This window comes from Paractinoplanes pyxinae (genome assembly GCF_026626335.1).
Taxonomy (GTDB): Bacteria; Actinomycetota; Actinomycetes; order Mycobacteriales; family Micromonosporaceae; genus Actinoplanes; species Actinoplanes pyxinae.
The window spans coordinates 50,562-63,114 of record NZ_JAPNTZ010000027.1 but is presented as its reverse complement, the minus strand read 5'-3'; the positions used below and the strand labels follow the sequence as shown (position 1 = coordinate 63,114).

The following is a 12,553-nucleotide window of genomic DNA, read 5'->3' as shown; positions in this document are numbered from 1 at the left end:
GAAGATTCGCGCGGGGGTCTGACATCCCGCGCACATATCGCTGATACGGCGCTGTCAGCGGCGGCGGTGACTGCCCCGGCGCGGTCTCAGCGTCCACACCAACAGCCCCCCGACCAGCAGAACCAGGGGTATCGCGGCGATCCAGAGCAGGGGTGGTGTGGGCTCGGTCACCTGCGCTTGCGGCGCTGCTTTCACCGGCGCTGCCGGCTTGTTGGTCGGCTTCTTCGGGGGCGAAAGGTCTTTTCCGACCACCGAGAGGATCCAGGGCGCGATCGCGTCTACGCGGGTGGAGGTGTCGGCGCCGCTGTGCGGGCAGCGCGGCCCTCGGCTGACCACGGCCACCACCACGGCCGGCTTGCCGTCGGTGAAATAGGGGCCGCCCGAGTCGTGCGGGCAGGCGCTGGTGGTCTTGCGCGGGGCCGTGCCCTCCACGCCCAGCTCGGTCTTCGCGACCGAGGTGACCTCGAACTGCCCGGTCTGCAGGCGGCTGGCCGTCTGCTTGGCGGTGCCGCTGGTCAACCCGAATCCGACCAGCCGCAGCCGTTGGCCGTCCTTCGGTTTCGTACGGTTGAGCTTGAGCGGCGTGATGCCGGTGACCGCCCGGTCGAGCCGGGCCAGCGCCACGTCGGCGTCCCCGTGCTGGCGGACCTCCACGACGTTGGCGGTCATGCCGGCCTTGCCCTTGAGGTCGGCCCGGCCGATCGTGGCGATCGTCTTGTCGGCCACCGTACGAGAGACGCGCTTGTCGTTCTCGTCCTTGAAGCAGTGTCCGGCGGTGAGCACCCAGTGCGGCGAGATCAGCCCGCCCGAACAGGAACTGTTCCGCTTGCCCCCGTCGGCGGTCGGAATGCCGATATCGGTGAGCTTGACCGCGAATTCGTACTTTCCGTCCGGCACCCCGTCACCGTTCGCGATCGCATGGGCCGGAGTGTTCACCGCCCCGGTGGCCAGGATGGCGGCCAGCGCGACGAGGACCCTCGATAGCGTTCCCATGGGGGACGACAATAGAGGCCTAACGCCAATTACGGACTGCGTCCCCGGGAATACAGAAATCCCCGGGGACGCCCCCGTTCAGGACTGCAGCCACTCCAGCAGGTCGGCGTTGATCGTGTCGGCCTGGGTCGTCGGCATGCCGTGCGGGAAACCCTCGTACGACTTGAGCGTGCCGTTCTTGACCAGCTTGACCGAGAGCGGGCCGGCGTCCGCGTAGGGGACGATCTGGTCGTCGGTGCCGTGCATGACCAGGACCGGGACGGTGATCTTCTTCAGGTCCTCGGTGAAGTCGGTCTGCGAGAACGCGACGATGCCGTCGTAGTGGGCCTTGGCCCCGCCCATCATGCCCTGACGCCACCAGTTGGCGATGATCGCCTCGGACGACTCGACACCCTCACGGTTGAAGCCGTAGAACGGGCCGGACGGCAGCGCGCGGTAGAACTCCGAGCGGTTGGCCGCCAGCTGCGCCTGCAGGTCGTCGAAGACGCTCTTGGGCAGGCCGCCCGGGTTGGCCTCGGTCTGCACCATCAGCGGCGGGACGGCGCTGATGAGCACGGCCCGGGCCACCCGCTCCTCGCCGTGCCGGGCGATGTAGTGGGCGACCTCGCCGCCACCGGTCGAGTGCCCGACGTGGATGGCGTCACGCAGGTCGAGGTGCTCGACGACAGCCTTGAGGTCGTCGGCGTAGTGGTCCATGTCGTGGCCGTCACTGACCTGAGTGGACCGGCCGTGCCCCCGCCGGTCGGCCGCGACGACGCGGTAGCCCTTGCTCAGGAAGTAGAGCATCTGGGTGTCCCAGTCGTCGGCGGACAGCGGCCAGCCGTGGCTGAACACGATGGGCTGGCCCGAGCCCCAGTCCTTGTAGAAGATCTCGACGCCGTCGGAAGTGGTTACGTAACCCATGCCGGTCTCCGCTCAGTTTGTGCTGGGAGTGCTCCCACCGGCCAAGCTATGCCCGGCAACGCCCTTTCCGACAGCGATACGTGATGAACGACAACTTTCCAATTGGCTGTTACGGATTACTCGTGCCGACGGTCACGCACGGGCGTGGCCTATTGGGGGATTACAGGGTTGACAGGCCGCCTGACTCCCTAGCCGCAAAAGGCCCGGCGCCTTTCATGGGCGTCGGGCCGCGGAAGGCCCGGCGCTTTGGTGGGCGTCGGGCCGCGGAAGGCCCGGCGCTTTGGTGGGCGCCGGGCCGCGGAAGCGTCAGGCCTTCCAGAAGACGTACACGGCGCCGTACTTGACGGCTTTGGTGGCGCCGTCGGTGCAGGCGCCGGCGGGCGCGGTGCCGCCCGAGGTGAGCAGGCGGCTGATGTGGGTCGCGGTGCCGATGACGCCGCTGCCGGACTTGTCGGTGACCTCGAGCAGCAGCTCCGGGATCGTGCCGGTGCGCGGGCTCTCGCCGATCTTCTTGGCCTTCACGAGCGAGTTGTCGCGGGTCGACTGCCAGCTGGGGCCGGCGAAGTGGTGGATGCGGCCGCCGGTGCCGATCAGCTGGGCCTCGGGGACCGAGGCGCCGGTGAAGACGCCGCCGGTGCAGGTGTAGGTCTGGGTGCCGGAGGCCACGACGTACGCGCCGATCGGCTTGGCGCCCTTCGGGGGCTTGATGGCGGCCGGGATGCCGGGGATGGACACCGCGCGGGCGTCCGGTCCGACGGCGGCCGGCGCGACGACGGCGGCCTGCTCGGCGGCTGAGGCGTTGTAGGTCACGGCGCCGACGGTGGCCACCACGGCCGCCATTCCCACCCCAGCGGCGGCACGGACCCGGGAACGCTTCGTGTTGAGCATCAAAATCTCCTCGTTTGGGGGCGGTGAGCGTCGCCCCGTCGACGGAAGACACGGTTCCCGGACGCGTCCAGATTTACATCAGTGTCGATGTTGCCCGAACGTCCTCGGTGGATGGTCCGAACGGACGACCCTACTGTTAAGTACGCGTTTCCGGCGGCATTTCCGCAGCTTAGAATGCATTCTGCCTCAGCCGGCGCGATTCCCGATCGGGTGTACGCGGCCCGTGCCGACGCCCTTGGCCGAGCAAACCGTCTGCGGGCTCGCCACGAAAATCGACGCCGTTTCGTCCGGCGGATAAACCCGATAGCCGCGCACCTCGACCGGCCTGCATTCACCTTTGTCGAAATTGGCGTAGTACGGCCAGATCAACAACGAGAAGCCGGCCGCACCGGGCTCGAGGGTGACCGTCTTGCGGCCCGACTCCCCCGCCTCCCGGCTGAACGGCGCTTCGGCCCGGTCGAGCCGCCGGCCGACGCGCTGGTGTCCGGCGCAGTCGTAGGGGCGGCGCTTTTTGAAGTGGCCGCCGTGGTGGGCGCCGGCGCCGCACCGGCGTCACTCCCTGAGGATCCGCATCCCGTCAGCAGCAGCCCCGACGCGGCCAGGACGGCAAGTACACGCTTCATGACCCCGGTGTACCGCTCCCGACCGGCCGGCAACCGCGCTCAACGGGTGATTCCCACGACGACGGCCCGCGGCGATGACGCCGCGGGCCGTTGTGTCTGGTGCGGTGGGGTCAGGACTTGAAGGCGTCCTTCACGTTCTCCACAGCCTGCTTGACCTTCGAGCTGCTCTGGTCGGCCTTACCCTCAGCCTCGAGCTTCTCGTCGTCCGTAGCGCGGCCGACGCCCTCCTTGACCTTGCCGCCGACTTCCTCGGCCTTGTTGTCGACCTTGTCATCGAATGCCATGGCAGCCTCCACTTCGTCGTGCCAACGACCATGGAGTACCCCTACTTGCCCGGCGGCAATCATCCGGTTCGTCACACCGGCAGCGTCACTGCCCGTCCGGGGTGAGTTCGGTACGTTGCTCGGCGGCGGCCTGAGCGGGCCGGTCGGCTGTCTGCGGGTGGCGGAGGCCGGGGTGCCCCTCGGGCAGCGTGCGGCGGATGACCCACCAGCTCACAGCCAGGCACGCGGCGACCAAAGGCCAGGTCAGGGCCACACGCGCCACGCCAAGTGCCACCACCTGGCCCGCTGCGTACAAAGGCAGAAAGACCGCCAGCCGTACGACGTACTGCAGCACCCACACCCAGCTGGCCAGCCCGTACGACCGCAGCAGGGCCGGGTCGCGCCGCCACCGCGTCCGCTGCCCCAGCACCCCACCGACGACCAGACCCAGCAGCGGCCACCGGATCACAATGCTGACCGCCCACGCCAGCGCGCTGGCCGCGTTGCTCAGCAGCTGCAGCAGAAAGAAGTCCTCAGCCCGCCCGGTCCGCAACGCGATCAGCGCCGCCACGCACACCCCGAGCAGCCCGATCAGCACCGCCCGCGGCTTCTCCCCCCGCCGCAGCCGCCACACCGACACGGCGACCGCACACACGACCGCCACCCCGGCCCCGGCCCAGATCGACTGCCCGGCCACCAGCCAGCCGACCACGAACCCCACCGCGGGCAGCGTCGCGTCGATCGCGGCCCGCCGCCCGTTCAGCAGTTCCGCCAGCGACTCCGGCTGCGTCATCCCCACCCCGTCCACCCGGCAGCCGGCCCCCACAACGACCCGCCGCTCGACAGTTAGGAAAGCCTAACCGCAGCCGCAGCTCGAACCGCCGCCGCCCGCCCCGCGCGTCCGCACCGACTTCCGGGCGCGATTCCGCCGCCCATCGTGTCGCCACGATCCAGCCAGGTCCGGCGCGAGTCGACACCCTCACTCCAGGCGGATCCTGGCACCGCTGCCATGGCGAGTGACCTCCTGCTCGCCGCCGATCGAGCAGCCAGGGCCAGGCGTCCTCGCGGTTCCGAAGCCAAGCCGCCACCCTCATCCAGGTCGACTATCGCACCGCCCTCGACCAGCGCTGACTTCGCTACCTGCCCGCCGCCCCTAGCCCCAAAGCCGAACATCGCCGGGCCCCAACCAAGCGCGCCGGACCGACACTGACGCCAAGGCACCCCGCCTTTCCCCCTCCCCCACATTCCGGCGGGCATCAGACAACGCCACCAACCCCGGGCGGTCGAAGCCGACCCGAGACCGAGCCACCGCCCATCCCAGCCGGAGTCAGACAACGCCGCCAAACCTGGGCGGTCGCAGCCGACCCCAGGCGAAGCCACCGCCCATCCCAGCCGGCATCAGACAATGCCACCGACCCCGGGCGGTCGCAGCCGACCCGAGACCGAGCCACCACCCATCCCAGCCGGCATCAGACAACACCACCGACCCCGAGCGGTCCTAGCTGACCCGAGGTCAAGCCACCGCTCATCCCGGCCGGCGTGAGACGCCGCCACCAGCCCTGGGGGGTCGCAGCCGACCCGGGACCGAGCCGCTGCTCATCCCGGCCGGCATGAGACGCCGCCACCAACTCCAACGGTCCAAGCTGACCCGACGGCCTTATTCCAGGTGGAACGTGGCGTCGCTGCGGCTCAGGGCGTCGGGGGCTGTTTCGAGGCGGAGCAGGTAGTTGACGTGGCGCAGGTAGCGACCCGGGAAGTTCACCGACTCGAACGAGACCCCGGCGGCGTCGGCCAGGCCGGCCCGGCGCTGGAAGCTCGCGTCGGAGTTGAACAGGGCCGTGCCGTCGGAGCGGTCGACCCACGCCTCGTTGTTGCGGTGGCGCAGGTAGTAGCCGGGGTAGTTGGTCGACTCGAGAGACACCGAACCCCCACCGGCCAGCCCGGGAACAATCCGGAACTGAGAGTCGGCCAGCGCGGTCACGTTCGGGTCGAGGCGGGCGCGGAATTCCCAGTGGCGGATGTAGCGGTCCGGGAAGTTGTGCGACCGCAGCCGTACGGGGTGGGCGCCGTCGGGGATCGGAATGCCGAAGTTCGGGGTGCCGTCGGCGTTCCAATAGAACTTTTGCACCCGGGTGCGGCGGTTCGGGTCGTTGAGCGGGTCGCCGCTGATGTCGCGGTAGTTGCGGTCGTGATAGACGAGCAGGTCGCTCTGGCCGTCCTCGGCGACAGTGAATGAGTTGTGGCCCGGACCGTACTGGCCGGTGGCCGCGTTGCTGACGAAGACCGGATTGGCGCTCTTGGTCCACGACGAGGCGCTGAGCAAGTTGGCGGTGGCCGGCGCGGTGAGCAGCCCCAGGCAGTAGTTGGCGTCGGTGGCGCTGGCCGAATACGTCATGAACACGCGACCGTTGCGCACGATCACGGCCGGCCCTTCATTGACCGCGTACCCCCGGGTCTCCCAGGACAGCGTCGGGACGGCCAAACGAACAGGTGCGCCCGTAATCGTCCAGGGATTGCTCATTCGTGCAAGATAGATGTTCGAGTTTGTCGTTATGCCGGGTTCTTGCTGCGCCCACGCCAAGTAACGGACACCGTTGTGCACGAATGTCGTCTCGTCGAGCGAGAACGTGTCCCAGGCCGTGACGATCCGCCCGCGTTCGGTCCAGGTTCCGGTCAGCGGGTTGGCCGAACTGCTTTCCAGTACGTACATCCGGATGCGGAAGCGATCGTCGGCGCGCCCGGCCGTGAAGTAGACGTACCACTTGCCGTCGATGAAGTGGATCTCCGGCGCCCAGATGTTGGCGCTCATCTCGCCGCTCGCGTGCTTGCGCCAGATGACCGTTTCGCTCGCACCGGACAACCCCTGCACGGTTGTCGCCCGCCGCAGCACGATGCGGTCATATTCGGGCACCGTCGCGGTCATGTAGTAGTAGCCGTCGGTGTGCTTCCAGATGTGCGCGTCCGCCCGCTGGTTGGCGATCGGATTGCTGTACGAGACGGGCGGTGCCGCCACGGCCAGTGCCGGCGCCAGCAGGATCACCACAACTGCCACGAGCAGAAGCTTCAGCGCCCGCCCAGGCGACCGGCGAAGGCGGATCCCGAAGCGGTGCAGGTGATCGAAGTTCACAGCAAAGTCACTCCATCCACGAGGAGCACCGGGTCACCGTAGTGTTAACGATAACAACGATGATCGTCAAGATGTTCGAGTCCATGCGATGCAGGTTCGCGAAACTTCACGGAGACCCGCGCACGATTACGCGGCAGTAGCAACACGCCGACTCGGTTGTCGGCGATGCCTCGCCGCCGGGCCGGTTGCCGCCATCCGCGCCGAGTTCTAGCATCGCGGCACACACACATTGACGCTTGTCGACGCTTGATGCCACCGTCGAAGCGCTTCGACTGAGCGTCCGGAACAGAGGGGACACCATGCGCAGACGAGTTCTTGCGCTGTCCACGGTCGCGGCGGTCGTCGCGGGAGGGGCGGCCGTCCTCACCGCCCTGCCTGCGTCGGCGGCGGCCGGATGCCGCGTGGCCTACGCGGTCAGCAGCACGTGGCCGGGCGGCTTCGGCGCCAACGTCACCATCACCAACCTCGGGGATCCGCTCTCCTCGTGGACGCTGGTGTGGTCGTACGCCAACGGACAGACAGTCACCCAGGCCTGGAACGCCACCGTCAGCCAGAGCGGGTCGGCCGTCACCGCCCGCAACGCCGGCTACAACGGCTCGGTGAGCACCAACGGGACCGTCTCGTTCGGCTTCAACGGCTCGGCGACCGGCGCCAACAGCGTCCCGACGGCGTTCACGCTCAACGGCACCGCCTGCACCGGCTCCACCACCAACCCGCCGACCACGCCCCCGACCACCCCGCCCACCACACCGCCGACGACCAACCCGCCGAACCCGGGCACCGGCGTGCCGTCCGACGCGGCCTGGGTCGACTCCGGCCAGTGGGCGTCGTGGACGAACAACGGCTACACGCTTTACAACAACATCTGGGGCGGCGGCGCCGGCTCGCAGACGATCTGGGCCCGCAGCGGCACGAACTGGGGCGTGGTGGCCAACCACCCGCGCACCAGCGGCGTGAAGTCGTACCCGAACACCGGCAAGACGCTCAACCGCACGCTCAGCTCACTGTCGTCGGTGACCAGCTCGTTCAACGTCTCGGTGCCGGCCGACGGCGACTATGCGACCACCTACGACATCTGGGCCAACAATCACGCGTACGAGGTGATGATCTGGACCAATCAGCATGGCGCAGTGGGTCCGATCGCCGAGAGCTACGACGCGAACGGCGCCGTGCCGAACGTACGCAATTTGTCGGTGGGCGGGCACACGTGGAACGTCTACCGCGGTTCGAACGGCGCAAACGCGGTCTTCTCGTTCATCCGGACGAACACCAGCTCGGGCACGATCGACCTGCTCGCCATCATGAACTGGCTGCGCACCAACAACTGGTGGGGCAACGTCACCGTCGGTGAGCTGCAGTTCGGCTTCGAGATCACCGGCACGGCGGGTCAGTCGAACTTCACTACGAACAGTTTCTCGTTGAATTACAGCTGACCCATGTCGAGACGGCGGTGGCCGCTCCGACCAAGGGGAGTCACCGCCGGATCGACCAGAGGAGCACTATCATGGGCAGGGTGTGCACGGGCGCGACGATGTCACTCGACGGCTTCATCGCCGGGCCGGGCGACACCGGCTTCGACCTGCTTTTCCAGTGGTACGGGGAGGGCGTACCGGGAAAGCAGAAGACCACCTCGGACGTGAGCGCCGACCATCTGCGGCGCCTGCAGGAACGTACCGGCGCGCTGGTAGTCGGCCGTCACCTGTACGACCTGACCAACGCCTGGGGCGGCCGCCACCCGATGGATGTGACGACGGTCGTCCTGACCCATAACCCGCCCAAGGACCGTCCGCAGGCCGACGAGAACTTCATCTTCATCACCGACGGCATCAAGGAAGCGATCGCCACCGCGCAGAAGATCGCGGGCCCACGCGACGTCGGCGTGAACGGCGGCCAAATGGCTCGCCAGGCTCTGGAGGCCGGACTGCTCGACGAGTTCCACGTCGACCTGGTGCCCGTCCTGCTCGGCGCCGGCACCCCGTTCGTCGGCCAGTTCGACGGCGCGCCGCTGGCGCTGGAGGGCCCGGTCGACGTGGTCAACGGGGTAGGCGTCACCCACCTGCGCTACCTGATCCGCAAGCCCTGACCGACGCCGCTGGTCAAGCTTTGCGGGCGACGCCGCCGGTCAGGCCTTACGGGCGACGCCGCCGAAGTGGGGCACGGGCTCGGCGTCCTCGGTGGGGTGCCACTGCGAACACGTGACCACGCCGGGCGGGATCAGTTCGAGCTCGCCGAACAGGGCGCGTACCTGGTCGGCGCTCCGCAGCACCATCTTGGCCGACGGGCCTTCGTTCCACAGGCGCAGGGCCGATTCCATCGTCTCGCCGTTGATCTCGTTGGTGGGATGCGAGATGGCGACGTAGCTGCCCGGCGGCAACTCGGCGGCCAGGCGGGCGACCAGTTCGGCCGCTTGGCCGTCGTCCGGGATGAAGTTGAGGATCCCGAGCAGGGTGAGCGCTATCGGCTGATCGAAGTCGAGCGTTCGGCGAGCACCCTCAATGATCTGAGCAGGGTCGCGCAGGTCGGCTTCAAGATAATCGGTGCTGCCGTCCGGGTGGCTGGCCAACAACGCGCGGGCGTGGGCGTGTACGAGCGGGTCGTTGTCGACGTAGACAATCCGGCTGCTCGGCGCGACGCTTTGCGCCACCTCGTGCGTGTTGTCAGCTGTGGGGATCCCGGTGCCGACATCAAGGAACTGCCGAACCCCCGCCTCACCGGCCAGGTATAGCACGACCCGCCCAAGATAGGCCCGGTCGGCCCGAGCCGACGCCACCATCTCAGGCACCATGGCCAAAATCTGGTCCGCCACCACCCGATCAGCAGCGAAGTTGTCTTTGCCACCCAGCCAGTAGTTCCAAAGCCGGGCCGAATGCGGGACGCCGGTGTCAAGCTCGTCCATCGCACTGCCCTCCGATGTGGACATACCGCGCAGCTTAGCGGGATCAGCCTGTCCCCCGCGATCCCCGCCGACCGCTCGCCAAGCGCGCAACAAACCGACACTTCCGCATCCCGCCACCGCCCAAACGCGCAACAGCGCGCAACAAACGAACACATCCGTCCTGCGACATCCAGTCAACCGTGCACTGAGCACGCTTCGAACTGACACATCCGTTGCTTGCCATCGGCCAAGCGAGCAACAGCGCGCAATAGACGAACACAACCGCCCTGTGACACATACGGCCAACCGCTGACGAGGAGCGCATCAAGCAGGGGTCGACCGGATCGGCATCCGCCCCACAACTCGACTCGCGTGGTCGGCGGCCAGCATGAGCGGGCCATCTGCCTCCTGACTCGACCAACCGCACAACAGCGTGCAACAAACGAGCACAACCGGCCTGCGACATCCGACCGAGCGCGTACTGGCGCGCATCAAGTAGACACTTCGACGCGCTGCCGGCGCCGGTTCCTTGGGCTTCGGGGACGACGTACAGCTTCTGCCGTCTCCGGTCAAACGTGCAACAGCGTGCAACAAACGAACACAACCGGCCTGCGACATGGAGCCAAACCGCGCGTTGGGCACGCACCAGGCATGCACATCCGCCTCTCGACACCGGCCAAGCGAGCAACAGCCTGCAATGAATGGACACAACCGGTCGGTTGCACTCGGCCGGCTGGCTGATCGGTGTGCGTCGGGTGGCCGTGGGGAAGATCTAAGCTCGGTGCATGCGCCTGGCCCACGTCACCGACCTGCACTTCGGGGCCGAGGAGCCCGAGGTGGTGGCGGGGTTGCGGGCGGATCTGGCCGCTCAGCGGGCCGACCGGCTGTTGGTGAGCGGCGATCTGACCATGCGTGCGCGGGACGAGCAGTTCCGGGCGGCGGTCGACCTGCTGAACGCGACGGGCACTCCATGGACGTGCGTGCCGGGCAACCACGACCTGCCGCTCGATCGGCCGGCCCGGGCGTTCGGGCCGCTCGACGCTTACCGGCGGCTGGTCGACAGTGATCCGGAGCCGCTGGTCCGGGACGGTGGGCTGCTCCTGCTGGGGCTGAGCTCGGCCCGGCCGTACCTGTGGAAGGGCGGCCGGATCGATGGTGAACAGCTGGCCCGCATCGGAGAGGCCATGGCTGAACAGGCCGACCTCAAGGTCTTGATGCTGCACCATCCGGTGTTCCGGTCGGCGCAGCGGCCTAACGAGGCTCTGGTGCACGGCGCCGGGCCGGCGCTGCGCGCCTCGGCCGAGGCGGGGGTCGACGTCATCGTGTGCGGGCACGACCACGTGGCGGCGCAGGCCCGGCTGGGCAGGATGGTCGGGCTCATGAGCGGGACGGCCTGCTCCTGGCGCGTACGCGCGGGCGAGAGCCAGTCCTACACAGTGCTCGACCACGACGGCGACCGCCTGCGCCTGACCGTACGCGCCTGGCACGACGGCGCGTTCCGCGAGACGCACACCACCGACTGGTACCGCACCCCAGACGGCTGGCACACCTGAAGCCCGGCCCCCATCACCGAGCAGCACCCGCGGCTCAGACAGGTGGCATGCGTGACGCGGGGCCGGCGGGTCAGACGGCTGGGACGCCGGACGCCACCCTGATCAGGGCGTTCAGGTCGCGGCGAGTGAGGGCGACCGGCCGCCGCCCCGGCCCCGACGTTCGGGGTACCCGTACGCGCAAGGCCCCGGGCAGCGACCGGAAGACCAGCGGCGGCGTCAGCAGCAGGGCCTCGCCGTCGAGGCCGGCCGGCACCTCGGCTGTGGAACGCACCTCGAACTTCTTGGCTACGAACTCACCGACCGGGCGGGCGCCTCGGGCGGCCACGATGCCCAACCGACCCGTGTCGAGGCGAGGGCGGCCGCCGGCCCTTCCTACCCGGGACAGGTCGTACGGGTTGTTCGAGACGAGCACCAGGGTGACGGCGCTGATGGGTGGGCCCTCGGGGCTGTCGAACTCCAGGTTCGAGGGGGTTGCGGTCGGCCCTAGCAGGTCGGGTAGCAGGCGGCCCCACGCTCGGATCTTGGCCTTGCGGTAGCCCTTCGAGCGCACCACCTCGGCGTAGACGCCCAGCGAGGCGTTGTTGACGAAGATCCGGCCGTTGACCGTGCCCAGGTCGACCCGGCGTTCCACGCCGTCGGTGAAGGCGTCCAAGGCGCCGGCCACGTCGGTGCGGTCGAGGCCCAGGTCGAGCGCGAAGTGGTTGCGGGTGCCGGCCGGCACGCACACGTACGCGATGCCGTGGCGCACGGCGGTGGCGGCGATCAGTGCCTGCGAGCCGTCGCCGCCGGCCATGCCCAGCACGTCCGCGCCCTGCTCCACGGCCTCCTCGGCCAGGGCGGCCAGGTCGTCGCCGGGGCCCAGCGTGACCACCTTGATGCCGCGGGCGGCGGCCGCGTCGGCCAGGCCGGCTCGGGCGGCGGCGCCGTCGCCCGAGCGCGGGTTGATCAGCAGCACGCCGTGCCTGGCCGCGGGGACCGGTTGGGCGGGGTGGCCGCCGGTGATCATCGCCGCGCTGTGCGGGCCCAGGGCGTAGCGGCCGGCCAGCGCGAACACGACGAGCATGGCCGCCTGGGTCAGGAACAGCGACAGGCCCAGGGTGACCATCATCAGGGCGCCGAGCACGGCGACCAGCACGGCCGCCCAGCGCAGCACGCCGCGGCGGGTCACCGCGTACCAGGTCGCCGCCGTGACCACCACGACGGCGAACACGAACGACAGGAACGTGCCGAAGTGGCGGACCGTCGTCTCGAGCGTGGCCGCCACGGCCAGCAGCGGCGCGACCAGTGCGATCACCGCGGCGGTGCGCCGGCCACCGCCGGGCGTCACC

The 12,553-nt window shown here is 68.9% G+C and carries 11 protein-coding genes and 1 pseudogene; 3 read left to right on the top strand and 9 right to left on the bottom strand.

Annotation, left to right across the window (positions count from 1 at the left end):
- Window positions 1-54: 54 nt before the first annotated feature.
- From OWR29_RS46640 to OWR29_RS46610, 7 genes and pseudogenes are all read right to left on the bottom strand, one after another.
- The gene (locus OWR29_RS46640) at window positions 55-993 is read right to left on the bottom strand and encodes a S1 family peptidase (protein WP_267570147.1); all 939 of its coding nucleotides are present in this window, start codon (window positions 991-993) and stop codon (window positions 55-57) included.
- Window positions 994-1,071: 78 nt separating this feature from the next.
- Window positions 1,072-1,896 carry an alpha/beta fold hydrolase gene (locus OWR29_RS46635; RefSeq protein WP_267570146.1) on the bottom strand — a complete coding sequence of 275 codons (825 nt, stop codon included), beginning with the start codon at window positions 1,894-1,896 and terminating at the stop codon, window positions 1,072-1,074.
- A 306-nt stretch (window positions 1,897-2,202) separates the two neighbouring features.
- Window positions 2,203-2,784, bottom strand: a complete 582-nt coding sequence (locus tag OWR29_RS46630) for a DUF3455 domain-containing protein (protein ID WP_267570145.1) — start codon at window positions 2,782-2,784, stop codon at window positions 2,203-2,205.
- A 186-nt stretch (window positions 2,785-2,970) separates the two neighbouring features.
- Window positions 2,971-3,231 (bottom strand): annotated as a pseudogene (locus tag OWR29_RS46625) (DUF4232 domain-containing protein); the annotation flags it as partial.
- A 286-nt stretch (window positions 3,232-3,517) separates the two neighbouring features.
- The gene (locus tag OWR29_RS46620) at window positions 3,518-3,691 is read right to left on the bottom strand and encodes a CsbD family protein (RefSeq protein ID WP_221374197.1); all 174 of its coding nucleotides are present in this window, start codon (window positions 3,689-3,691) and stop codon (window positions 3,518-3,520) included.
- An 85-nt stretch (window positions 3,692-3,776) separates the two neighbouring features.
- Window positions 3,777-4,463: a DUF3159 domain-containing protein gene (locus OWR29_RS46615; protein WP_267570144.1), complete on the bottom strand. Its 687-nt coding sequence runs from the start codon at window positions 4,461-4,463 to the stop codon at window positions 3,777-3,779.
- An 864-nt stretch (window positions 4,464-5,327) separates the two neighbouring features.
- Complete coding sequence (locus OWR29_RS46610; RefSeq protein ID WP_267570143.1) at window positions 5,328-6,797, bottom strand: family 43 glycosylhydrolase; 1,470 nt, start codon at window positions 6,795-6,797, stop codon at window positions 5,328-5,330.
- 299 nt (window positions 6,798-7,096) lie between these two features.
- Here OWR29_RS46610 and OWR29_RS46605 point away from each other — a divergent pair, with 299 nt between their 5' ends.
- Together OWR29_RS46605 and OWR29_RS46600 are read left to right on the top strand one after the other, a co-directional pair.
- Window positions 7,097-8,230: a glycoside hydrolase family 12 protein gene (locus OWR29_RS46605; RefSeq protein ID WP_267570142.1), complete on the top strand. Its 1,134-nt coding sequence runs from the start codon at window positions 7,097-7,099 to the stop codon at window positions 8,228-8,230.
- Window positions 8,231-8,301: 71 nt separating this feature from the next.
- Complete coding sequence (locus OWR29_RS46600; protein ID WP_267570141.1) at window positions 8,302-8,880, top strand: dihydrofolate reductase family protein; 579 nt, start codon at window positions 8,302-8,304, stop codon at window positions 8,878-8,880.
- 39 nt (window positions 8,881-8,919) lie between these two features.
- Here OWR29_RS46600 and OWR29_RS46595 read toward each other — a convergent pair whose 3' ends face one another.
- Window positions 8,920-9,717: an SAM-dependent methyltransferase gene (locus OWR29_RS46595; protein WP_267570140.1), complete on the bottom strand. Its 798-nt coding sequence runs from the start codon at window positions 9,715-9,717 to the stop codon at window positions 8,920-8,922.
- A gap of 740 nt (window positions 9,718-10,457) precedes the next feature.
- On the opposite strand from OWR29_RS46595, the gene OWR29_RS46590 reads away from it, so the two are divergent.
- On the top strand, window positions 10,458-11,225 hold the full coding sequence (locus OWR29_RS46590) for a metallophosphoesterase family protein (protein WP_267570139.1): 768 nt from the start codon (window positions 10,458-10,460) through the stop codon (window positions 11,223-11,225).
- Window positions 11,226-11,295: 70 nt separating this feature from the next.
- Here the strand turns inward: OWR29_RS46590 and OWR29_RS46585 are convergent, their stop codons facing one another.
- Entirely contained in the window at window positions 11,296-12,552 is a 1,257-nt protein-coding gene (locus OWR29_RS46585; protein ID WP_267570138.1) for a diacylglycerol/lipid kinase family protein, read from the bottom strand.
- Window position 12,553 lies beyond the last annotated feature (1 nt).